Source organism: Streptomyces stelliscabiei, from assembly GCF_014873495.1.
GTDB classification, from domain to species: Bacteria; Actinomycetota; Actinomycetes; order Streptomycetales; family Streptomycetaceae; genus Streptomyces; species Streptomyces bottropensis.
This window is the reverse complement of the sequence record NZ_JADBGF010000001.1, coordinates 3,884,797-3,907,186: the sequence shown is the minus strand read 5'-3', so window position 1 is coordinate 3,907,186 and position 22,390 is coordinate 3,884,797. Positions and strand designations below refer to the sequence as shown.

Genomic DNA, 22,390 nt, shown 5'->3' with positions numbered 1-22,390 from the left:
CAACTACACCCACGTCCGGGGGCGGTAACGATTGGCACGTTCCACCAGGTCGATCCTCTCCTCGCCGCCTGGGGCGAGCCGGGCCAAAGTGCGGTACGACCGCTCCAGTCCGAAGCGGAGGCCGCGCTCGTCCAGCGCGCTGCCGAGCAGCATCCGCTCACCGGCCGGGGGCGCGGCACCCTGGCTCCCGGAGAGTACCCAGTCCAGGGCGCAGCCAAGGACCTCTGTGGACAACTGCTCGCGGCGCACCGCGTCCAGACCGTACCCGCCGAGCGCCTCGATCTGCCCGGCGGCCGCGGTCAGGTCGTCCAGGAACGGAACGTCCGGCGCGGCTTCGGCGTTCCCGGCGGCCCCGGCAGGGGGCGGAGCCGACACTGCTCCGAGCGTCGCCTCCGGGCGATGTCTGAGCCGCGCCCGTACGGCGGCGACCCGGGCGGCGGTGTAGTGGATGGACGCCTCCGGCACGGACTCCAGGGTGTGGACGGCGTTCTGCCGGTCCCCGGCGGTCAGCCGCACCCGGGCGAGCCCGAACGCGCTGCTGACGAAGCTGGGGTCGGTCGTCCACACCAGGCGGTAGTACTCGGCGGCGTTGTCCAGCTGCCCCAGCACCTCGGCGCACAGGCCGAGGGCCAGCTTGGGGGCCGGTTCGCCGGGGAAGGCGTCGTAGATCGCGTCGAAGGACAGCGCGGCGTTCTCGTGGTCGCCGGTGGCGAGCGCGGCCACGCCCCGGTACCAGACCACCCGCCAGTCGTCGGGGTGGTCCCGCTCCAGGGCGTCCAGGGTGGCCAGCGCGATGGTGAACTCGCCCATCTCCAGCCGGGCCCGCAGTTCGCGCAGCCGCAGCTCCAGTGAGCCGCTGGGGGCCGCGTGCAGCGCCGTGATCAGCTCGGTCGGCGCGGAGGTCATGAGCCCCGCCAGGAACCCGGCGTTCGGGTCCCCGGCGTCGACCCGGGGGACCGGCAGCGCCAGGGCCGCGGCGGCGGTGTCGAGCGCCCGGGTGAGCCGGGCGGGGACGGCGGCACCGGCGGTCAGCAGCGCGGGCGGGGCGGAAGGTGAACTTCCGACGGAAGGCGAACTTCCGTTCCTCGTGCTCGCCTTGTCGCGGCGCCTCCCCAGCCGGGACACGTCCCCGTCGAGCTTCGCGAACAGTTCCGTGTCCGTCACCCGCACCTCGGGGCCGAAGATCGTCGACAGGGCGGGGCGGGCCCGGCCCGTCTGGAGGGAGACGACCTCCCGCAGCACGCCCGTCAGCTGCTCCGCCATCTCCTGCGCGGAGGCGAAGCGACGCGCCGGGTCGGGGTCGGTGGCCCGGACCAGCAGCCGGTAGAAGGACTCGTACTGGCGGAAGACCTCGATGGTGTCGGGGTCGGGCAGGGAGTCCACGAAGACGTTCGTGTAGCCCTGGAAGTCGAAGGTGAGGACCGCGAGCGTCCGGGCGACCGTGTACAGGTCGGAGGCCACCGACGGGCCCACGTCGGCGACCTCGGGCGCCTGGTAGCCGACCGTGCCGTAGATGGCGGACTCGTCGTCGTCCATCCTGCGCACCGCGCCCATGTCGATCAGCTTGAGCTGGTCCTCGGTCTGGATCGCGTTGTCGACCTTGAAGTCGCAGTACAGCAGGTTGCGGCTGTGGAGGTGACCGAGCGCCTCCAGGGCCTCGATGCCGTACGCGCACGCCTGCTCGACCGGCAGCGGGTCCCGGCGCCCGTCCGCCGTGCGGCGGTCGTTGGCGATCTCCTTGAGGGACTTGCCGCCGACGTACTCCATGACGATGTACCCGTCCAGCGAACCGGTGCGCTGGTCGAGGTGCTCGACGAAGTTGTAGATGCGGACGATGTTGGAGTGCTCGATCTCGGCGAGGAAGCGGCGCTCGGAGATCGCGGCGGCCATCGCGTCCTGGTCGCCGGTGTCGAGCAGGCCCTTCAGCACGACCCAGCGGTCCGACACCGCGCGGTCGATGGCCAGGTAGATCCAGCCCAGACCGCCGTGCGCGAGACAGCCCACGACCTCGTACTGGCCGCGCACGATGTCGCCCGAGTGCAGCTTCGGCACGAACGAGTACGGGTGGCCGCACTTGGTGCAGAAGCCCTCCGTGCGACCCGGCCGCTCACCGCGCGCCCGGCCGACCGGCGCCCCGCAGTCGGAGCGCGAGCAGAACCGCTTCCGCTCGGGCACCTCGGCGGTCTCCAGGACCATCGAACGCGGGTCCGGGCGCGGCACGTCCGGGACCTGGACGAGACCGACGCCGAGGCGGGCCCGGCCCGAGGAGCCGGCGGTCTTGCCGGAGCTGCGCACCGACACCGAGCGGCCCGTGGTCCTGCCCGACAGGGCGCGCGAGAGCCGCCCGGACACCGAGCGCCGGGACTGCGAGGAGCGCGCGGAGGTGCGCGAGGAGCGCGCACTGCTGGAACCGGAGCCGCGAGAACCCCTGCCGCCCCCGGTGATGCCGGTGGGCGGGGAGTTGACCATGCCGCTCGCGGAGACGACCGGGGCCAGCCCGCACGTGTCGCAGTACAGCTCACCGCCGCCCATGTCCTCGTACGATCCCGAGCAGCCGGGCCGCTGGCACGACTGCTGCGGAGCCTCTTCGCCCGCCGGGGCCTCTCCCGCGGGGACCTCGCCCGCCGGGCTCTCCTCCGTCTGACTCACGATTCCTCCTCCCTCCGGTCCTGGGGCGCCCCCTGCGCCGGCACCGACGGGCTCAGCACCTCGGCGGCCGCGTGCTGGTAGCGCAGCACCGCCGTCTCGGCCACCCGCAGGTCGCAGGGGGCGCTCCACAGCATGCGCCGCGCCGCGTCGTACCGCTCGACCAGCAGCGCGTCCTCCGCGAAGCCGTGCCGGGCGACCTTCGCCTTGTACGCGTCGAGCCGGCCGCGCAGCTCGGCGCGGACCGCCAGCGGCGCGGTGACCGCCGTCAACGACTCGCGGGCCCGCAGCAGTTCGTCGTCCGCCTTCTGCTCCAGGGACTCCAGCAGCGGCGACAGCCGGTGCCACTGCGCGTGTCTGCGGTACTCGGCCGCCATCGCCAACTGCTCTTGCAGCACCGTCGGCGGGCCGCTCACCGCGGGCACCTCGCTCGCGGCGATCTTCGCCAGCACCTCACCGCGCGCGCTGCGCGCCTCGGCGAGCGTACGGTCCGCGCGGCTCAGCACGTCCCGCAGCTTCACCAGCCGCGACTCCGCGTCCTGCCGGACCGTCAGCACGGCGTCGATCTCCCGCCGGACGTCGTCCAGGGCCCGTGCCTCGCGGTCGTACGTCGTGGTGTCCGGGCGGCCGCCGCCGGGCGCCGAACTGCCCGGCGAGGGGACCCAGAAGGCCAGCGGGTCGGAGACGACCTGCTCCCGGAGCCGGGTCAGGGTGCGGGTGATCCGCTCCAGGTCGTCGCCGGCCGGGTGCTCACCGGGGCGTACCCCGACGGAGTGCGCGAGCTGGCGGGTGCGCTGGAGCTCGGCGGCCAGTAGATCGATCCGGGCGGGCAGCGCGGACCACACCGCGTCGGCGGCCACGACCATGTCGAGCGAGGACGCGTACAGATCGTTCATCCGGTCCACGAGCGTGACCAGCGAGAACTGCTCGCTGAGCCGGCTCGTGCCCTGCAGTGTCGGCGCGTTGGCCATCGCGGTGGCACTGCCCGCGACCGTCACCGCCTCGCCGCGCAGCAGTTCGGTCAGCTCCACCAGGTCCTCACGGCTCGACCAGCGGCGCCGCGAGCGGATCTCCCGGGCGGAGCGCAGCGCGTCCGAGTACGCGTCGAAGTACGCCCACAGCAGCGTGATCGACGCGTCCGCGGCCGTCCAGCGCTCCTGGGTGACGCCGGTCAACGCGGCGCCTTCGAGCAGCCTGCGGCCCGCGTGGTCCTGCAGGGCGAGCAGCGAGGTCTCGATGGCCTCGTGCTCCGCGCCGAGCCGCGCGAGCGCACGGTCCACCTCGTCCCGGTCCATCACCGGCCCGGTGGATCCCGCGACGCCCATCGATCACCTCTCGCTGCTGTCGGTGTCCCTCAGTTGAATGCGGTCCTCGTCGGTCGGTCCCGCCGTGTCAGTCCCGGTACCGCTGGGGGGAGGGCGGACGGGACTGCTCCGCGTTCCCGCCCATCGTGGCGGACAGCCAGGTGGAGTACGAGTCCTGCCAGCCGTCCTTGAGATAGTCCACCAGCACCTGGTTGACCCGGCGTACCAGATCGTCCGCCTCCAGGTTCATCGCCACGCCGTAGTACTCGGTGGTGAACGGCTCACCCTTCAGATCGACCGTCGGGTCCTGCGCCGCCTGGCTCGCGGCGAGGGCGCCGTCGGTGACCACGGCGTCGACCTGGCCGAGCTGGAGCCGCACCAGGCAGTCGAGTTGGTTGGGGACCTGCAGGGAGATGTCGGCGGAGGCGGGCACCTCGCCCGACTCCTTACCGGCGGTGAGGGCGGACAGGGCCGTGGAAGTGGCCGCCGTGCAGATCCTCTTGTCCGCCAGCGTCTTGTCGTAGCCCTTGATCGTCGAGGACTTGGGCGCCAGGATCTGCTGTCCCGTCCTGAAGTACGGCTGCGAGAAGGCCACATCCTTCATGCGCTCGCAGCTGATCGTCATCGTGCGGACCACCATGTCGACCTCCCCGTCCTGGAGCGCGGGGATGCGCCGACTGGTGGGGATCGCCTTGAAGCGCACCTTCGTCGGGTCGTCGAGTATCTCTTCGGCGATCCTGTGCACGATGTCGATGTCGAAGCCCTCCAGCTGGGCCTCGTCGTTCTTGCCGTTCGGATCGCGGTAACCCCAGCGGTAGCTGTTCTGGTCGACGCCGACGGTGATGAAGCCGTTGTCCTTGATCCGCTGAATCGTCTTTCCGGACTCGTCCGAGGAGGGCCTGAGACTCCGGTTCTGCGGGTCGTTCTTCTTCTCGCAGTCGTCCGCCCGCGCCTGCGTCCCCCGGGCGACCCCCTGGCCCCCGGTGCTCGTGACGCCGTCGCGTGTCCCGCTCACCGGCAGCACCAGGGCGAAGACCACGGCCAGCGCGCAGAGGACCGCCATCGCGCCCACCCCGCCCCAGCCCCTGAGACCGGCCCGCAGGCGTCGTACCGCGTTCATCGCGACCCCTTCCACCGCGCCTCCTCCCGCCGCCGTCACCGGTACTCCGAAAGCCTGCGCCCGATGCCGAGCACCGCGCCCGCCGCGCCCAGCACGGCCAGCACCGCGGCGCCCACGGGGAGTCCGAGCATCGCGGCACGGCCGTCCTGGGCCGCCCGCTCGAACTCCTTCGCCTCGTACGCGCTGGCGATGCCCAGATTCTTGTCGACCTCGTCGAAGCACTCGCCGGTCGGCTTGTCGCCGTTCTCGCAGCCGGGGGGCGACGTGCCACCGATCACCTGGGCGAGAGCGCACTGGTACTCGCCCTCGTTGTCGGCCTCGCGAGCGTTCCCGTGCCGCTTCTTCCACTCCTCCATACCGGCGCCGGCGGCCTTCAGCGGCTTCTCGCCGCCGGCGTCGTCGGCGATCCGCTCGGCGGCGGCCAGCTGCTTCTCGAGCGTCGCCATGCTGGTCTCGAAGGCGTAGTCGAACTTGTCCACGCTCTTGCCCTTGGCGTTCTCGGTGGTCTCCGCGCCCCGGCTGATCAGGGTCAGGTTCTCGTTGCCACGCGCGGTGAGGGAGGCGATCCGCGCGTCGTTCAGCACGGTCAGGGACCGCACGCCGTTGTCGTAGGAGTCGTTGAGTCCCGAGCGGGCGAGGGTGTGACCGCCGGCCAGCCACAGCAGGACGACGGCCGACGCGGCCGTCGCCGCCACGAGACCGTGGTTCAGCACCCGGTTGGTCCGCCGGTAGTTACGGCGCTGGGCCCACACGAGGCCGCCGAGGGCGAGCACCCCGAGACCGATCGCGGCCCACGGATACGCGGTGGCGTCCTCGTAGTCGTCGCGGAGCCGCTCGTTCTCGTTGTCGTAGATGCTCCGCGCCTCGCCGAGCATGCCCTGCATCTTGTCGTTCGCGTAGCGCAGATAGGCGCCGCCCAGCGGGTAGCCCAGGCGGTTGTTGGCACGGGCCCGCTCGACCAGGCCCTTGTACTCGGGCAGCAGGGCGTTCAGCTTGGCGATGCGTTCCTCGGAGTCCGAGCCGACCTCCGACGCGGTCGCGGCGAGGGCCAGCTGTTTCGCCGCCTCCCGCATCTCCCGCTCGTAGTCCTTGCGCGACTCCTCGGTCTCCTGGCCGCCCGCGAGGAACCCGCTGGAGGCCGCCGTGTTGGCGGCGGCCAGGGAACTGTAGATCTCCGCCGCCGCCGAGCTGAGGGGCTGGCTGCCGTGGAGCACGTCGTCGGCCGCGGCCGAGCGGTCGTTCATCTGCCAGGCGGTGACGGAGCCGAACGCGACGACCAGGAGGGCGAGCAGGGCGCCGATGATGCGCAGCCGGCCCGGCTCGGTCGTCGCGGCGGCGCGCAGCAGGTCGACGCCCTCGGCGAACGCGGTCCTGCGGGGCGGGCCGCCGTCGGGGTCCGGGGACGGCACCGGGGGCCTCGGCGTGTGCGAGGCCTGGGACGGCACGACCGGGCCCGGCCCGGCGGGTGGTGCCGTAGGAGCCGCGCTGCCCTCCGGAGTGAATGTCACCTGACCTCCCCCTGGTCATCCGTCCGTCACGCCCGCCCGCTCCCACGGACGGAGGTGCACGGCCGCAAGTATCGCCGCCGGGAGTGACCACGCACAGACCTTGACTCGATCTTGTTCCCCGATCGTGTCCGTACGTGCCGTGCCTGTCGAATTCCGGCGCAGCACAAGGCTTCCCGCACCGCCCCCTGCCCATGAATACGCGGTTCGGCCGGGTTCGGTTCCCTGGGGGTCGAACGCGTTCGAGGAGGAGGGGCGGGGGGTGGCGCGGGCTGCCGGGTCACCCTCCTTCGTAGTGCGCCCGCACGCGCGCGTGCACGGTCCTCGGCGCGCCCACGCGGTCCAGCCCGAGCAGCGCCGCGCCCAGCACCGGGGCGGCCGTGACCACCCGGGGGACGGCCTTGGGCGCGGCGGCCGCCAGCGCCTCGCGGACCCGGGCGTCGAGCAGGGGGTGCCGGGCGGCGAGGACACCGCCGCCGAGGAGGACGGGGGTCTCCTCCCCGAGGAGGTCCAGGCGGGTCAGGGCCACCGTCGCCATGGCCACCACCTCCTCGGCCATGCGGTCCACCAGCGAGCGGGCCACCGGGTCGCCCCCGGCCGCCGTGGCGAAGAGGACCGGGGTCAGCTCGTGGCGGCGGACGGCCGGGATGTGCTCCAGGTGCAGGGCCTCGACCAGGGCGTACACGGTGTCCAGGCCGAAGTGCGCGGGCAGCGCGGCGGCCAGGGCCGTGGGACCGCCCCGGCCGTCCTCCGCGCGGGCCGCGTGCCACATCGCCTCCTCGGCGAGGCCCCAGCCGCCGCCCCAGTCGCCGGAGATGCGGCCGAGCGCCGGGAAGCGGGCGGTGCGGCCGTCGGGGCGCATGCCGACGCAGTTCACGCCGGCACCGCACACCACGGCCACACCTCGCGGCTCGGCCACGCCGGCGCGCAGGATGGCGAAGGTGTCGTTGCGGACCTCGACGGTCGCGCCCCACGCGCGCGTGCCCAGCTCCGCCGCGAGCCGTTCCTCCTCGACGGGGAAGTCCGCGTTGGCCAGACACGCCGAGACATGGTCGACCGAGCCGACCCCGGCCTCGGCGAAGGCCCGCCCCACCACCTCCGCGAGGCCGTCGACCGCGACGCCCACGCCCACGGCCGGCGGCTGGAACCCGCCGCCGCGTGCCGCGCCCAGCACCTCCCCGTCCGGCGCGACCACGGCCACGTCGGTCTTGCTGTTGCCCGCGTCGACGGCGAGCACGCTCCCGCGCCCGGCCGGCCCGGTGCCGCCGCGCACGCTGTCGGTCACGCCCACGCGAGGTGCTCCCGGTTGTGTGCGATCAGCCGGTCGGTGAGGGTCTCGGCGTACGCGTACTGCCCGATCAGGGGATGCGAGAGCAGTGCGCGGAACACCCGGTCCCGGCCGCCGCGCAGGGCCGCGTCCAGGGCCAGATCCTCGTACGCGGTGACGTTCGCCATCAGACCCGCGTACAGCGGGTCCACGGTCTCCACCGGCAGCGGTGCCGCCCCCTGACGGCCCACGGCGGCCTGCACCTCGATCACCGCGTCGGCGGGGAGGAAGGGGAGCGTGCCGCCGTTGAGGGTGTTCACCACCTGGTACGGACTGCCGCCGTCGCCCAGCAGGGACGCGGCCAGGTCGACGGCCGCCTCGGAGTAGAACGCCCCGCCCCGCCTGCCGAGCAGCGCGGGCTTCTCGTCGAGCGCGGGGTCCGCGTACATCTCCAGCAACTCCCGCTCCATCGCGGCCACTTCGGCGGCCCGCGAGGGCTTGGTGCCCAGCTCCCGGACGACCTCGTCGTGGGCGTAGTAGTACCGCAGGTAGTAGGACGGGACCACGCCGAGGCGGTCCAGGACCGGGCGGGGCAGCCGCAGGTCGGCGGCGATGGTGTCGCCGTGGCCGGCCAGCAGCTTCGGCAGGACGTCCTCACCGGAGGGGCCGCCGAGGCGGACGCCGGTCTCCCAGGTGAGGTGGTTCAGGCCCACGTGGTCGAGGTGGACCTCGGCCGGGGTCACGCCGAGGTGCGCGGCGAACCTCCGTTGCAGGCCGATCGCCACGTTGCACAGGCCGACCGCCTTGTGGCCGGCCCGCAGCAGGGCGCGGGTCACGATCCCCACCGGGTTGGTGAAGTCGATGATCCAGGCGTCGGGGTTGGTCCGGCGGACCCGCTCGGCGATGTCCAGGACGACCGGGACCGTCCGCAGTGCCTTCGCCAGGCCGCCCGCGCCGGTCGTCTCCTGGCCGACGCAGCCGCACTCCAGCGGCCAGGTCTCGTCCTGCTCGCGGGCGGCCTGGCCGCCGATGCGCAGCTGCAGGAGGACGGCGTCGGCGCCCTCGACGCCCCGGTCCAGGTCATCGGTGGTGACGATCCGCCCGGGGTGCCCCTGGCGGGCGAAGATCCGGCGGGCCAGCCCGCCGACCAGCTCCAGCCGGTCGGCGGCCGGATCGACGAGCACCAGCTCCTCGATCGGCAGGGTGTCCCTGAGCCGGGCGAACCCGTCGACGAGTTCGGGTGTGTAGGTCGAGCCTCCGCCGACCACGGTGAGCTTCATAGCTGTATCAACCCTTTACTCCGGTCAGGGTGACGCCTTCGACGAACGCCTTCTGCGCGAAGAAGAACACGAGGATCACGGGGGCCATGACCAGCACGGTCGCGGCCATGGTCAGGTTCCAGTCGGTGTGGTGCGCGCCCTTGAAGGACTCCAGGCCGTAACTGAGGGTCCAGGCGGCCGGGTTCTCGGAGGCGTAGATCTGCGGGCCGAAGTAGTCGTTCCAGGCGTAGAAGAACTGGAAGAGCGCGACGGCCGCGATGCCGGGCTTCGCCATCGGCAGGACGACCCGCAGCAGGGTGCGCAGTTCGCCGCAGCCGTCGACCCGGGCCGCGTCCAGGTACTCGTCGGGAATGGTCGTCAGGAACTGGCGCAGCAGGAAGATGGAGAACGCGTCCCCGAACGCCATCGGGATGATCAGCGGCCACAGCGAGCCGGACAGGTCCATCTGCTTGGCCCAGAACAGGTACATCGGGATCACGACGACCTGCGGCGGCAGCATCATCATCGAGATGACCAGCATCAGGGCCAGATTGCGGCCCCGGAAGCGGAACTTGGCGAGCGCGTAGGCCACGGGGACGGACGACACGACGGTGAGGACCGTGCCGAGGCCGGCGTAGAGGAGCGTGTTCTTCCACCAGGTCAGGAAGCCGGGGGTGTCGAGGACCTGGCGGTAGTTGTCCCACTCCCAGGTGTCCGGGACCAGGTCGCGGGTGAGTGTCTGCTGGTCGCCCATCAACGAGGTCAGCACGACGAAGACGAAGGGCAGGGTGAAGAAGAGCGCGGCGGCCACGCCCAGCGAGTGGACGGCGATCCACTCCAGGAGCGCCCGGCGGCGGGCGGTCCGCTCGCTCGCCGTGGCGGCGGCACGCGCCACCGGCCTGTCGTGTACATCGAGTACCTGGGTCATCGGTCACCCGCTCCGATCAGTCCGCCCCGGCGCCGCATCAGCAGCGCCGTGAACACCATCGACAGGGCGAACAGCACGAGGGCGACCACACAGGCGGAGCCGTAGTCGAAGCGCTGGAAGCCGAGGTTGTAGACGAGCTGCGGCAGCGTCAGCGTCGACTTGTCCGGGTAGCCGGGCTCGAACTGCTGCCCGGAGCCGCCGATGACGCCGGAGGCGACCTTTCCGGCCACCAGGGGCTGCGTGTAGTACTGCATGGTCTGGATCACGCCCGTGACCACCGCGAACATCACGATCGGCGAGATGGTCGGCAGTGTCACGAACCGGAACCGCTGCCAGGCCGACGCCCCGTCCAGCTCGGCGGCCTCGTACTGCTCCTTCGGCACGTCGAGCAGCGCGGCCATGAAGATGACCATCAGGTCGCCCACGCCCCACAGCGCGAGCGCGGTGAGCGCCGGCTTGGACCAGGCGGGGTCGGTGAACCAGCCGGGTGCCGGCAGGCCGAGCCCTTCGAGGACGGAGTTGACCGGCCCGGTCCCGGGGTTGAGGAGGAAGACGAAGGCCAGCGTCGCGGCGACCGGCGGCGCGAGGTACGGCAGGTAGAAGAGGGTGCGGAAGACGCCCGCGCCGGTCTTGATCTTCGTGATCAGCAGCCCGACGCCGAGCCCGAACAGCACCCGGCAGGTCACCATCACGAGGACCAGCCAGAGCGTGTTGCGCAGGGCGGGCCAGAACAGCGGGTAGTCCTCGAAGACGTAGGACCAGTTGCCGAGGCCGCGGAAGGCCGGGGTACCGAAGCCGTCGTACTTCATCAGCGAGAAGTACACGGTCGACACGAGCGGATAGGCGAAGAAGACGCCGAACCCGATCAGCCAGGGGGACAGGAAGGCCACGGTACGCAGCGCCGACCGGCGGCGCTTCGAACGCAGCGTGGGCGTGGACGCGAGGGCCACCCGCGGGGAGTGCGTGGACATCGGAGGGATCCCGTTCCCGTACCGCTACTTCGCCTGTGCGATGTCGGTGTCGATCTGCGCCGCGGTCTTCTCCAGCCCCTTGTGCAGGTCCTTCACCTTGCCGGACTCGTACTGGTAGCCGAAGTCCTGGAGCGTCGTCTGGTAGGTCGAGCCGTTGATGGAGGCCGGCGGGGTGTTCGAGTGCGGGTTCTGGGCGATGTCCAGGAACGTCCTGAAGCCCTCGTCCACCTTCAGGTCGGGCGACTTCAGGGCGGCGAACGTGGACGGCACGTTGTGGATGGCGTTGGCGAACGAGACGACGGCCTCGGTGTCGGTCGTCAGGTACTTCACCAGCTCCCAGGCCGCGTTCTGCTTCCGGCTCTGGGGGGCGATGCCGATGACCGTGCCGGAGAGGAAGCCCTTGCCGTACTCGGCCACCTCGTCGTCGGCCACGGGCATCGGCGCGGTGCCGATCTCGAAGTCGGTCCCGGCCTCCTTCGCCATCCCGAGCCGCCACTCGCCGTCCAGCTGCATGGCCACCTGGCCGGTCTGGAAGGGGTGCTTGGCGCCCCACTCGTCACCGAAGGTGTTCCGGTACTTCTCCAGCTTCGCGAAGCCGCCGAGCGAGTCCACCAGCTTCTTCTGGTACGTGAACATCTCCGCGAACGCCGGGTCCTCGGAGATGTTCGACTTGCCCTCGGAGTTGAAGTAGGAGTGGTCCCACTGCGACATGTAGTGGTCCACGACCGTCTCGTAGCCGTGGTAGTTCGGCATGAACCCGAGCTGCGCGTAGCCGTCGCCCTTGGTCTTCGTCAGCTTCTTCGCGTCCACGGCGAACTCGGACCACGTCTTCGGCGGCGCCTTGATGCCCGCCTTCTCGAACGCGTCCTTGTTGTAGTACAGCCCGTACGCGTCCCCCAGCAGCGGCAGCGCGCACCGGGTGCCCTCGAACTGCGTGTAGTCCAGCATCGGCTTCGGGATGATCTTGTCGAGGTCGAGCTTCGACTTCTCGATGAAGGGCTTGAGGTCGGCGAAGGCCCCGGAGGAACAGAACTTGCCGATGTTGGACGTGGTGAACGAGGACACGACGTCCGGCCCGTTCGAACCGCCCGCCCGCAGCGCCTGGTTGAGCTTGTCGTCGTTGATGTTCCCGACGACCTTCACCGTGATGTTGGGGTGCTTCTTCTCGAACCGGTCCACGTTCGCCTGGATCGCCTTCACCTCGCCGGGCGCGCTCCACCCGTGCCAGAAGGTGATGGTCGTCTTGGCGTTCGGGTCGTCGGAGGAGGTGGTGTCCGCCTGGCCGGTGCAGGCGGTGGCGAGGAGGGCGAGGGAGGCGGTGGCGGCGAGCGCGATCGCCGCGTTCTTGGATATTCCGGACATGGCGGGGTCTCCTGAGGGAGGGGAGGGGTGATCGGGAAGGACGGGGGCGCGCCCGGGAAACCTCAGGGGCGCGAGGCGGTGTCGAGTGCGGCTCCGCCGCGGGGGCGCGACCGGCCGCGACGGGCGGCCGGTTCTCGAAGAAACTGGAACGCGGCCGAACTCAGCGGAGCGTCAACGTGTCGAAGACTTCGTCCCGCGTCGTCGCGAGAGCACTCTCCAACGCCCCCCGCAGTACGGGGTGTTCGAGTACGTCACCGAGGACCAGCCGCGGTCGGGAAGCGGCCAGTTCGCCCAGTTCGGCCGCCACGAGAGCCCGCAACGGCTCCCCGCCGGAGGCCAGCGCCGAGCCGCTGAGGACGATGAGTTCGGGATCGAGTACGGACACGAGTGCGGCCAGACCGGTGGCGACGGCGGTGGCGTAGGTGGCCAGAAGTCGCCGGTGCGGACCGGAGTCGACCGTGGCGGCCCGCGCCACGAGGGCGGCGGCGACCTCGGCGTACGGGCCGTCGGGGATGTCGGTGATGCCCAGCTCACGGGCGAGCCGGGGGATGACCTGCGAACCGGCGAGTTCCTGGAACCCCCCGCTGTTCGCCTTGGTCACCTGGCGCACCAGGGGCACACCGGGGACCGGCAGGAAGCCGACCTCGCCGGCGCCCCCGGTGAACCCCCGGTGCAGCCGTCCGCCCAGGACCACCGCGGCGCCGAGACCGCCCTCGTTCCACAGCAGGACGAAGTCCTCGTGGCCCCTGGCCGCGCCCAGCCGTTGTTCGGCGAGGGCGGCGAGGTTCACGTCGTTCTCGTACTCCACCGGCATCGGCAGCGCGGCGGCGAGTGCGTCGAGGAGGGCGGGGGAGTGCCAGCCGGGCAGGTGCGAGGCGTACCGCAGCCGCCCGGTGCCCGGGTCGAAGGCGCCCGGTGTGCCGATGACGAGCCGGCGCACGTCCGCCCGGACGAGCCCGGCGGCCTTGACCGCCCCGTCGAGGGCGGTGGTGACCTGGTGTACGACGGGTTCGGCGGGGCGTCGTCCGGGGGTGGGGACGGCGAACTCGCCGACCGTGCGGCCGGTGATGTCGGCGACGGCGGCCAGGACGCGTTCGGGGGTGACGTCCAGGCCCGCGGCGTACGCGGCGGTCGGGTCGACCGCGTAGAGCTGGGCGTTGGGGCCGGGTCGGCCCGCGCCGGAACCGCTCTCGCCGGGTCCGCCGGTGCCGGACCCTTCCGTGCCGGTGCCCGTGGCCACCACGAGCCCGGCGGCTTCGAGGCGGGCCAGGAGCTGCGAGGCCGTCGGCTTCGACAGCCCCGTCAGCTTGCCGAGCCGGGTCCGGGAGAGCGGCCCGTGCTCCAGCAGCAGATCGAGTGCGGCGCGGTCGTTCATGGCGCGCAGTACGCGGGGTGTTCCTGCCATGGTCCGCCACCTGCCAACTGTTAGGAAAGTTTCCTGTCGGATGCCAGGACGATAGGACTAGACCAGGTGGGCGTCAATATCCGGCCAGTAAAAACCGCCCCCGGGCAACGGAGTCGTTACCCGGGGGCGGTGTGGTCGGCGGCGCGCGAGGCGGTGCGGTCGCACCTCACCTCACGTACGTCACCTCAGTTCACTTCGATCCGCTTCACATCACTTCACGTCGACGAGGTCTCCCGCGGACTTCACGGCCGCCGTGGTCGACGTGCCCGCGAACACGTAGCGGTAGGTGCCGTCCTTCGACGCCTTCACCGTGGTGGACAGGGCGCCGGTGGTGCCGGAGGTCACCGTCTTCACGTCCGTGTAGGCGGCGGCGCCCTTGGCCTTGAACTGCAGGGTCACCTTCTGGCCCTTGTAGCCCGCGTAGCGGCTGGTGTTCCAGTCGGCGCGGGTGAGCGTGCCCTTGACGGTCAGGGTCCTGCCCTTGACGGCCGGCTCGGGGGTGGCGTTGACGGTGGCCTTGGCGAGCCGCTGGAGCTTGGCGGTGCCGAGGTTGCCCCAGATGTCGCTCCCGAGGTGGAAGCTGATGTGGTCGTCGGAGTCGTCCTCGTCGATGGCCTGCTCGCTGTAGAAGGCGGCCGCCTTCCAGGTGGTGGCGTCCGCGCCCTCGAAGAGGCTGTCCCGGGGATCGATGGTGAGCTTCGTGGTGCAGGACTCGGTCACCGTGGTGTCGGTCGTCGCCGTCGGGGTGCAGACGGGCTTCTTGGGCGGGCCCTCGATGGCGTTGTCGGGCTCCGCGAGCCTGCCTCGGTAGAGGGCGACGCCCAGGAAGTTGTTCTTGTAGTCGACCGTGAAAGCGGTCGGCCGGGTGAGGCTGTACGTGACCGGAACGGTCACCTCGGCCTTGGTGCCGATGACGATCGGCTTGCCGTTGTTGACGGTGACGGCGCCGAAGGTCAGGTCCGGCGAGTCGGCCAGCGCGGCGGGCGCGGCCAGGCCGGTGAGAGCCAGGGCGCCGGACACGGCGGCGCCTATGGCGAGCTTGCGCATGAGTCCCCACATTCGAGGCGGGCCCCTGGGCGTTGCGCTCCAGAACAAGGGCCGCCTGTTGGAAGTGACACTAGGCGATCACTAGTGCGAGGGGAATGCGGGGTACTTGTGGAGACGGTAACGAAAGCGCAGGTCAACCGGATGCGGGCGTTCCGGGTGCCCCGCGGGAGGAGGCACCCGGCCATGCAAAAACCCGGACCGTCAGGCGGAGATGCCGTCGATCCGGGCCATCGCGTCGTCCGCGCCGAACGGTTGCAGGTAGGGCAGCCAACGCGGGTCCCTGTGGCCGGTGCCGATGATGCGCCAGGCCAGCCCGGAGGGCGGAGCGGGTTTGTGACGGAGCCGCCAGCCGATCTCGACGAGATGGCGGTCGGCCTTGACATGGTTGCAGCGGCGGCATGACGCGACGACGTTGTCCCAGACGTGCTTGCCCCCGCGACTGCGCGGGATGACGTGGTCGACGCTGGTTGCGACGCCACCGCAGTACATGCACCGGCCCCCGTCGCGGGCGAACAGCGCCCGACGGGTCAGAGGAACGGGCCCCCGATAGGGAACCCGGACGAACCGCTTGAGCCGGACCACGCTGGGTGCGGGGACTGTGACGGTCGCGCTGTGCAGATAGGCGCCGGATTCCTCCAGGGAGACCGCCTTGTTCTCCAGGACGAGGACGAGCGCGCGGCGGAGCGGTACGACACCGAGCGGCTCGTACGACGCGTTGAGGACCAGGACGTGCGGCACGGATGCCTCCTTGTACGCCGGCGGCGCGTGGCTCGCGCCGTGGACGATCCGTAGTCAGTCTCCCCTCATGCCTGGTGGAAGCGCCACCATGTCCCGGTAACGGGCTGGGAGTGTTTTCGACCACACGTTGATTCATCCCCCGCCGCGTGCGCCCTTCACTCCCTGGTGAGCGCCTTGTCTCCCTCGGACATGGCGACGACCTCCACACAATGCCCCGTTAGTGTGGTGGGCCTGCCCGTCCGGTGACCCATCCGTGACCTGACGGATCTTGACCGCCGTACCGGAGGGCAGATAGAGCACCTGGAGGTATCCCGCCGTGTCGTCCGTTTCTTCCCTGCCCCTCCTACCGGCCGCCGCCACGCCGACGCCGTCCCCCTCGGAGACGTCGACGACCCCCGCGGTGCCGTCGCTGGAGGACGCCCAGGAGAGCGCGACCAACGCCGCCAGCTGGGTGGAGGAGAACTGGTCCACATGGCTGGCGATCGGTCTCCGCGTCCTGCTGATCGTGGTGATAGCGGCGGTGCTGAGAGTGTTCGTCCGGCGGGCGATCACCAAGCTCATAGACCGGATGAACCGCTCCGTGCCGGGCGTCGAGGGAGGCACCCTCGGCGGGCTGCTGGTCAACGTGGAGCGCCGCCGCCAGCGCTCCCAGGCCATCGGCTCGGTGCTGCGCTCGGTGGCGTCCTTCCTCATCCTGGGCACCGCCGCCCTGATGGTCCTCGCCACCTTCGAGATCAACCTCGCCCCGCTGCTGGCCTCCGCCGGTGTCGCGGGCGTCGCCATCGGCTTCGGTGCCCGGAACCTGGTCACGGACTTCCTCTCCGGCGTCTTCATGATCCTGGAGGACCAGTACGGCGTCGGGGACACCGTCGACGCGGGCGTCGCCTCCGGCGAGGTCATCGAGGTCGGCCTGCGCGTCACCAAGCTGCGCGGCGACAACGGCGAGATCTGGTACGTCCGCAACGGCGAGGTCAAGCGCATCGGCAACCTCTCCCAGGGCTGGGCCACGGCCGGCGTCGACGTCATCGTCCGTTACGACGAGGACCTCGACAAGGTCCGCCGCACCCTCCTGGAGGTCGGTGAGGCGATGAGCAAGGAGGACCCCTGGAACGAGCTTCTGTGGGGCCCCATCGAGGTGCTCGGCCTCGACGACGTGCTCCTGGAGTCGATGGTCGTCCGCGTCTCAGCCAAGACCATGCCCGGCAAGGCCCTCACCGTCGAGCGTGAACTGCGCTGGCGCATCAAGAAGGCGTTCGACGCCGCCGACATCCCCATCGTCGGCGGCACCCAGGCCCTCGCCGCCGACAACCCGGACGCCGACCCGGCCGCCGGCGTGGCGGCCCCGTCCGTCTACTCCAACACGACCTCGCCCCAGTCGGAGCGGGCGACGCCGATCGCGCCCTCGGGGGTGCCGAAGTAGCGCACGCGCGCACGCGCCTCGCGGCGGCCCAGGAGCACCCCCGTGTCCCCTGGGCCGCCGCTTCTTCGGATCTACGCGTACCGCAGCTCCGCGGGCCGGATCGTGCGGCGCAGCAGCGGCAGGGACGTGGCGGCCGCGAGGAGGCAGGCGCCGTAGGCCGCGACAGGCACCAAAAGTGAGCCGTAGGCGATCCACAGGGTGCCGGTCAGGGCCGTGGCGTACGCGACGGCGATCGCCGTACCGCACAGGCCCGCGACGAGCACCGACGGCGCCAGAGGCAGGGCCGTCTCCAGCAGCAGCGCACGACGCAGCACCTCGTACGGCACCCCGGTGGCGACCTGGGCCGCCAGGCCCCGGCGGCGGGTCGCGAGGGACTCGGCGGTGCCGACGGCCAGCCCGAAGAGGGTGATGGCGAAGCCGACGAGGATCGCGGCGGCGGTGAGGTTCAGGCCGGTGGTGTAGAAGTCGGCCCTGTCCCTCAGGTAGTCGTGCTTCTCGACGGCCGCGAGCAGCGCATGCCGGATGCCGAGGAATCCGCTGCCGACCACGGTCCCCGTCACCACCGCCGCGTGGGTGCGGGCCGAGGCCCACGGGTCGTCGCGCAGCCGCTCGGCGGCGATCAGCACGGCCGGGGTCTCGGCGCGCGCGGCGAGCAGACGGCCGGTGGACTTCGAGACCGCGCCCGAGAGCCACACCGCGCCCGCGCCCGCGGCGAGCAGCACGCCGGAGATCGTCAGCGGGGCTTGCACGGACGAGACGTCCGGCATGTCGCGGTTGGTGTGGGCGACGAAGAGCAGTGCCCCGAGCACCACCAGCGCGACCGCGCCCAGGAACACCCGCCCGGGCCCCCGGCCCGTGCTCGGCCGCGCCCGGCGCACCCGGCCCAGCGGGGAGGCCACCACGTGGCGCAGCGCCGACGCGCTCGCGACCGCGCCCAGCGCCGGTACCCCCAGCGCCACCAGGGCGATGCCGACCCAGGCCAGGGCGGGCGGCGTCCATGTGCTCAGCACGAGCAGCACGAAGAAGACCGTGACGACCAGGGAGCCGACCAGACCGGCCGCCGCCGTCTCCAGCGCCGCGATCCTGCGTACCTGGGTCACCGACGCCCCGGCGAGCCGCAGCCCGGCCAGCCGCCGGTCACGGTGCACCGCACCGACACGGGTGCACTGCGCGAGGAGCCCGAGCACCGGGACCAGCAGGAGCAGCAGGGTGACGATCACCCCGGAGCGCCCACCGGGTTGGTTCAGCAGACCGTTGCCGAACTGCACGCTGTACCGGCCCTCCAGCGAGGCCAGCGCGGCCGCCGCCATGCCGAAGCCGGTGGCCAGGGCCGCTCCGAGGGCCGTCAGCAGCACCCGCCACCGCTCGCGACGGTCGGTGCCCCGGGTCAGCAGAACGGCCAGCCGAAGATCGTTCGCGAGCGCCTTCACCGGGTCACCCCCAGCGCCGCGTCGGCGTCCGACACCACGGCTCCGTCCTTCAGCGCGACCTCGCGGTCCGCGTACGCCGCGGTCTGCGCGTCGTGGGTGATCAGCAGCACCGCCGTGCCGGACTCCCGGGCCGCGTGCGTCAGCGACGCCATCACCTGCTCGCTCGCCAGCGAGTCCAGCGCCCCGGTCGGCTCGTCCGCGAACACCGCCTTCGGCGCGGTCACCAGGGCCCGCGCCAGTGACACCCGCTGCGCCTGGCCGCCGCTCATCTCGCCGGGCCGCTGTTCCTCCTGCCCGCGCACGCCGAACCGCTCCAGCCACTCACCGGCCCGCTCCCGTGCCTCCTGACGGGCCGCGCCGGCCAGCAGCAGCGGCAGCGCGACGTTGTCGACGGCCGTCAGTTCGGGTATCAGCTGCCCGAACTGGAAGACGATCCCGAAGTCCGTCCGGCGCAGTTCGCTCAGTTCCTTCTCCGGGAGCCGGTCGAGCCGCTTCCCGGCGTACGTCACCGAACCCTCGTCCGGCCGGACGATGCCCGCGAGGCAGTGCAGCAGGGTGGACTTGCCGCTGCCGCTGGCCCCGGTGACGGCGAGGATCTCTCCCTCGCGCAGCTCCACCGAGGCGCCGCGCAGCGCCTGTGTCCTGCCGTGCCGCTTGGCGAGACCCCGGGCCATGAGCAGCGGCCCGGGGCCGGGGTTGTCGTGGGGGTTGTGTTCGTTCACGCTGTGTCGACCTCCGCGGTCAGGGTGGTCAGCCGGGCCGCGGTGGTGTTCATCCAGCGGAGATCGGCGTCGAGATGGTTGAGGGCGAAGTCGGCCCCGAGCACCGTCGCGAGATCGGCTCCCGGCGCGGTCTTCACGGCGGTCAGCTCCCGCATCCGCGCCATGTGCGCGGTGCGCTGCGCCCTCAGGTAGGCGGCCGGGTCGCCCCCGGCGAGGATCGAGACGACAAGCTTGGCGAAGATCTCGTTCGTCACGAACGGCGCGGGCGCGGTGATCTCCCCGGCCCACTCGGTCAGTTCGCGGGCCCCCTTGTCCGTCGAGCGGTACATCGTCCGCTCCGGACCGCTGTCCGCCTCGGTGCCGTCGATCTCGGCCAGTCCGTCGCGGACCAGCCGCTGCAGGGTCGTGTAGACCTGGCCGTAGGCCAGCGGACGGGCCTGCGGGAAGCGTTCGTCGTGCCGTCGCTTGAGGTCGTAGCCATGGCTCGGCCCAGCGGCGAGCAGGCCCAACAGGATGTGACGGGTGCTCATGGTGATCACTATACATCGAGTACATGTACTGAGTGAATAGTGCGCTAGGGGGCTGGGGCGAGCCGGGGGAGGAGCACCGGCGCGAAAGTGATCAGAACCACGATGTCCCCCCACCCACGTCTGCGACGCCGCCCGCTGGGTAGGGCTGGAGTACCCCGGACCCGCACCCCATCGCCGTACGACGACAAGGAGACCCCCGTGGCCGCACCGGCTCATCTTCCGGCCCCCGTCCGCTCCAAACGCACGCCGGAGCCCTTCGAGCTCCACGAACCCCACGTCTGCGTCTTCAGTGCCGAGGGCCCCTGCGCCGACGTCCCGCTCACCAGTGAGCCCCCGCTTCCGGACGCGGAACCCCTCACCAGCGAGCCGCCTCTCACCGACGCGGCCCCCCTCACCAGTGAACCCACGTCCCACGGCGCCGCATCGGGGGTCTAGATGCACGAAGACCCAGGGGGTTCGAGCCCGATGGCCGAGACCCCGCTGGCCCGGCTCGCCGCCCTGTGCGGCGTCGCCACCTCCTACAGCCCTTCCCCGGACCACACGGTCGCCGCCTCGGACGGCGCGGTCGTGGCCGCCCTCGCCGCGCTTGACGTCGACGCGAGCACCCCCGAGTCCGTCGCCGCCGCCCTCGCGGCCCGCGAACGGAGTCTCGGCGAACGGCTGCTGCCGCCGACCGTCGTCCACTGGACCGACGGCGAGCCCCCGGCGGCGCTGACCGCCCTCCCGGACGGCACCCGGCTGCGCATCGAGACCGAGCAGGGCGAACTCCGCTCCGGCATCGAGAAGCTGCCCCCGGGTGTGCACGCCCTGCGCGCCACCGCTCCCGACGGGCGCACCGCCGACGCCCACCTCGTGGTGGCCCCGGCCCGGCTGCCCGCCCCGCCCGGCCGCACGTACGGCCTCCTCGTCCAGCTCTACTCCCTCCTCTCGCAGCGCAGCTGGGGCATGGGCGATCTCGGCGACCTCGCCGAACTCACCGCCTGGGCGGGCCGCGCCCTCGGCACCGGTTTCGTCCAGGTCAACCCGCTGCACGCGGCGGTCCCCGGCGCCCCCACCGACCCCTCCCCGTACCGCCCCTCCTCCCGCCGCTACCCCGACCCGGTCCACCTGCGGGTGGAGGACGTACCGGAGTACCCCTACGCCCTCGCCTCCCCCGAGGAGCGCGACCGCGTCGGCGGGCTGCTGGAGCGGGCCGTGCGGCTGCGGGAATCCGTCCTGGCCAAGGGCGAGCTGATCGACCGGGACGCGGTGTGGGCCCTCAAGCGCGAGGCCCTGGACCTGGTGCGCGCCGTGCCGCTCGGCCCCGGGCGGCGGGCCGCCTACTGGGACTTCCTCGCCGAGGAGGGCGAGGCGCTGGAGGACCACGCCACCTGGTGCGCGCTCGCCGAGGTCTACGGCTCCGACTGGCAGCGCTGGCCGGCCGGCCTGCGCGACCCGCGCTCCGCCGAGACCGCCCGCGCACGCGGGGAACTGATGGACCGCGTCGACTTCCACACCCGGCTGGCCTGGCTGACCGACGCCCAGCTCGGCACCGCCCAGCGCTCCGCGCGCGACGCCGGCATGCCGATCGGTCTGGTGCACGACCTGGCCGTCGGCGTACACCCCGGCGGCGCCGACGCCTGGGCCCAGCAGGAGTACTTCGCCTCCGGCATGTCCGTCGGCGCGCCCCCCGACGCCTTCAACTCCCGGGGCCAGGACTGGGGTCTGCCGCCCTGGCGCCCTGACCGCCTCGCCGAGTCCGGCTACGCCCCCTACCGCCACCTCCTGCGCGCCCTCCTCCGTCACGCGGGCGCCCTCCGCATCGACCACGTCATGGGCCTGTTCCGCCTCTGGTGGGTCCCGCAGGGCCAGGCCCCGACCGAGGGCACGTACGTCCGCTACGACGCCGACGCCATGCTCGCGATCCTGGTCCTGGAGGCGTCACGGGCCGGCGCCCTGGTGATCGGCGAGGATCTCGGCACGGTCGAGCCGGGTGTGCGCGAGGCCCTCGACGCGCGTGGGGTGCTGGGCACGTCCGTCCTGTGGTTCGAACGCGACTGGGAAGGTACGGGCCGGCCCCTCCCGCCCGAGCGCTGGCGCGCGAACTGTCTCGCCACCGCCACCACGCACGACCTCCCGCCCACCGCCTCGCGGCTGACCTGCGACCACGTCGACCTGCGCCACGGCCTGGGGCTGCTCACCCGGTCCCTGGAGGAGGAGCGGGCGGAGGCCGCCGCCGACGCGGGCGAATGGCTGGCCCTCCTGGCCAGGCTGGGTCTGCTGGACGGCGCCGGCGGGGGCATCTCCACGACGTCCGAGGAGGAGCGGATCCAGGCCGTCCACCGGTTCCTGCTGCGAACGCCCGCCCGCATGATCGGGCTCTGGCTGCCCGACGCGCTCGGCGACCGCCGTCCGCAGAACCTGCCCGGCACGTGGGATCAGTATCCGAACTGGCGTCTGCCGATCGCCGACGCGGAGGGCCGTCCGGCGACGCTGGAGGATCTGGCGGCGTCGCCCCGCCTGTACGCGCTGGTGGATGTGCTGCGGGGGGTGTCGTAGCTCGGGGGTGCCTCATGGCTCGGGGGTGCGGGTGCGCCGGCGGGTGCGGCTCCGGTGGGGGCCGTTCGCGCAGTTCCCCGCGCTCCTGAAAAGCAGAGGCTGCGCCCCGCGCTTTCAGGCCTGCGAGGCCTCCGCACTATCGGACCCGCGAGGCTCCCGCGCTTTCGGACCCGCGAGGCCCCTGCACCTTTCGGACCC

General features: G+C 72.1%; 18 protein-coding genes. 3 read left to right on the top strand and 15 right to left on the bottom strand.

Annotation, left to right across the window (positions count from 1 at the left end; all coding sequences use genetic code 11):
- Window positions 1-3: 3 nt before the first annotated feature.
- The 12 genes from H4687_RS17225 to H4687_RS17170 all read right to left on the bottom strand — a co-directional run bounded on the left by H4687_RS17225 (window position 4) and on the right by H4687_RS17170 (window position 15,552).
- Window positions 4-2,649, bottom strand: a complete 2,646-nt coding sequence (locus tag H4687_RS17225) for a serine/threonine-protein kinase (protein ID WP_046915533.1) — start codon at window positions 2,647-2,649, stop codon at window positions 4-6.
- Window positions 2,646-3,971 (bottom strand): hypothetical protein, encoded by a 1,326-nt coding sequence (locus H4687_RS17220; RefSeq protein ID WP_046915534.1) that lies wholly within the window; start codon window positions 3,969-3,971, stop codon window positions 2,646-2,648. Before H4687_RS17220 ends, H4687_RS17225 begins: the two co-directional genes overlap by 4 nt.
- Window positions 3,972-4,038: 67 nt before the next feature.
- Window positions 4,039-5,085, bottom strand: a complete 1,047-nt coding sequence (locus H4687_RS17215; RefSeq protein ID WP_046915535.1) for a glutamate ABC transporter substrate-binding protein — start codon at window positions 5,083-5,085, stop codon at window positions 4,039-4,041.
- 20 nt (window positions 5,086-5,105) lie between these two features.
- Window positions 5,106-6,578 (bottom strand): hypothetical protein, encoded by a 1,473-nt coding sequence (locus H4687_RS17210; RefSeq protein ID WP_404819279.1) that lies wholly within the window; start codon window positions 6,576-6,578, stop codon window positions 5,106-5,108.
- A gap of 277 nt (window positions 6,579-6,855) precedes the next feature.
- Window positions 6,856-7,866, bottom strand: coding sequence for an N-acetylglucosamine kinase (locus tag H4687_RS17205; RefSeq protein WP_233443338.1), 1,011 nt, complete (start codon window positions 7,864-7,866; stop codon window positions 6,856-6,858).
- Window positions 7,857-9,122, bottom strand: coding sequence for a 6-phospho-beta-glucosidase (locus tag H4687_RS17200; RefSeq protein WP_046915537.1), 1,266 nt, complete (start codon window positions 9,120-9,122; stop codon window positions 7,857-7,859). The genes H4687_RS17205 and H4687_RS17200 overlap by 10 nt, the downstream gene beginning before the upstream one ends.
- Before the next feature lie 7 nt (window positions 9,123-9,129).
- On the bottom strand, window positions 9,130-10,029 hold the full coding sequence (locus tag H4687_RS17195; protein ID WP_046915538.1) for a carbohydrate ABC transporter permease: 900 nt from the start codon (window positions 10,027-10,029) through the stop codon (window positions 9,130-9,132).
- Window positions 10,026-11,000, bottom strand: coding sequence for a carbohydrate ABC transporter permease (locus H4687_RS17190; RefSeq protein ID WP_046915539.1), 975 nt, complete (start codon window positions 10,998-11,000; stop codon window positions 10,026-10,028). Before H4687_RS17190 ends, H4687_RS17195 begins: the two co-directional genes overlap by 4 nt.
- Window positions 11,001-11,024: 24 nt before the next feature.
- Entirely contained in the window at window positions 11,025-12,362 is a 1,338-nt protein-coding gene (locus H4687_RS17185; protein ID WP_046915540.1) for an ABC transporter substrate-binding protein, read from the bottom strand.
- A gap of 160 nt (window positions 12,363-12,522) precedes the next feature.
- Window positions 12,523-13,767: an ROK family transcriptional regulator gene (locus H4687_RS17180; protein ID WP_046915541.1), complete on the bottom strand. Its 1,245-nt coding sequence runs from the start codon at window positions 13,765-13,767 to the stop codon at window positions 12,523-12,525.
- A gap of 210 nt (window positions 13,768-13,977) precedes the next feature.
- Window positions 13,978-14,814 (bottom strand): hypothetical protein, encoded by an 837-nt coding sequence (locus tag H4687_RS17175; protein WP_046915548.1) that lies wholly within the window; start codon window positions 14,812-14,814, stop codon window positions 13,978-13,980.
- A gap of 201 nt (window positions 14,815-15,015) precedes the next feature.
- Complete coding sequence (locus tag H4687_RS17170) at window positions 15,016-15,552, bottom strand: HNH endonuclease (protein WP_005479438.1); 537 nt, start codon at window positions 15,550-15,552, stop codon at window positions 15,016-15,018.
- 316 nt (window positions 15,553-15,868) lie between these two features.
- Between H4687_RS17170 and H4687_RS17165 the strand changes: the two genes are divergently transcribed.
- Window positions 15,869-16,972, top strand: coding sequence for a mechanosensitive ion channel family protein (locus H4687_RS17165; RefSeq protein WP_046915542.1), 1,104 nt, complete (start codon window positions 15,869-15,871; stop codon window positions 16,970-16,972).
- Window positions 16,973-17,043: 71 nt separating this feature from the next.
- On the opposite strand, the gene H4687_RS17160 is transcribed toward H4687_RS17165, so the two are convergent.
- Genes H4687_RS17160 through H4687_RS17150 form a run of 3 tightly spaced genes read right to left on the bottom strand, consistent with a single transcriptional unit; the run spans window position 17,044 to window position 19,654 of the window.
- Complete coding sequence (locus tag H4687_RS17160) at window positions 17,044-18,402, bottom strand: hypothetical protein (protein WP_046915543.1); 1,359 nt, start codon at window positions 18,400-18,402, stop codon at window positions 17,044-17,046.
- The gene (locus tag H4687_RS17155; protein WP_046915549.1) at window positions 18,399-19,076 is read right to left on the bottom strand and encodes an ABC transporter ATP-binding protein; all 678 of its coding nucleotides are present in this window, start codon (window positions 19,074-19,076) and stop codon (window positions 18,399-18,401) included. The genes H4687_RS17160 and H4687_RS17155 overlap by 4 nt, the downstream gene beginning before the upstream one ends.
- A gap of 44 nt (window positions 19,077-19,120) precedes the next feature.
- A complete protein-coding gene (locus tag H4687_RS17150; RefSeq protein ID WP_046915550.1) occupies window positions 19,121-19,654 on the bottom strand; it encodes a PadR family transcriptional regulator in 534 nt (177 codons plus the stop codon).
- Window positions 19,655-19,852: 198 nt separating this feature from the next.
- Between H4687_RS17150 and H4687_RS17145 the strand changes: the two genes are divergently transcribed.
- The gene (locus tag H4687_RS17145; protein ID WP_046915544.1) at window positions 19,853-20,089 is read left to right on the top strand and encodes a hypothetical protein; all 237 of its coding nucleotides are present in this window, start codon (window positions 19,853-19,855) and stop codon (window positions 20,087-20,089) included.
- A gap of 30 nt (window positions 20,090-20,119) precedes the next feature.
- A complete protein-coding gene (gene malQ / locus H4687_RS17140; RefSeq protein WP_050398209.1) occupies window positions 20,120-22,192 on the top strand; it encodes a 4-alpha-glucanotransferase in 2,073 nt (690 codons plus the stop codon).
- Window positions 22,193-22,390: the final 198 nt, after the last annotated feature.

Excerpts from the sequence above, each read along its gene's own strand:
- H4687_RS17180 (WP_046915541.1), bottom strand. The coding sequence starts at position 13,767 with ATGGCAGGAACACCCCGCGTACTGCGCGCCATGAACGACCGCGCCGCA.
- H4687_RS17220 (WP_046915534.1), bottom strand. The coding sequence starts at position 3,971 with ATGGGCGTCGCGGGATCCACCGGGCCGGTGATGGACCGGGACGAGGTG.
- H4687_RS17200 (WP_046915537.1), bottom strand. The coding sequence starts at position 9,122 with ATGAAGCTCACCGTGGTCGGCGGAGGCTCGACCTACACACCCGAACTC.
- H4687_RS17175 (WP_046915548.1), bottom strand. The coding sequence starts at position 14,814 with ATGCGCAAGCTCGCCATAGGCGCCGCCGTGTCCGGCGCCCTGGCTCTC.
- malQ (WP_050398209.1), top strand. The coding sequence starts at position 20,120 with ATGGCCGAGACCCCGCTGGCCCGGCTCGCCGCCCTGTGCGGCGTCGCC.
- H4687_RS17195 (WP_046915538.1), bottom strand. The coding sequence starts at position 10,029 with ATGACCCAGGTACTCGATGTACACGACAGGCCGGTGGCGCGTGCCGCC.
- H4687_RS17150 (WP_046915550.1), bottom strand. The coding sequence starts at position 19,654 with ATGAGCACCCGTCACATCCTGTTGGGCCTGCTCGCCGCTGGGCCGAGC.
- H4687_RS17155 (WP_046915549.1), bottom strand. The coding sequence starts at position 19,076 with ATGGCCCGGGGTCTCGCCAAGCGGCACGGCAGGACACAGGCGCTGCGC.
- H4687_RS17190 (WP_046915539.1), bottom strand. The coding sequence starts at position 11,000 with ATGTCCACGCACTCCCCGCGGGTGGCCCTCGCGTCCACGCCCACGCTG.
- H4687_RS17185 (WP_046915540.1), bottom strand. The coding sequence starts at position 12,362 with ATGTCCGGAATATCCAAGAACGCGGCGATCGCGCTCGCCGCCACCGCC.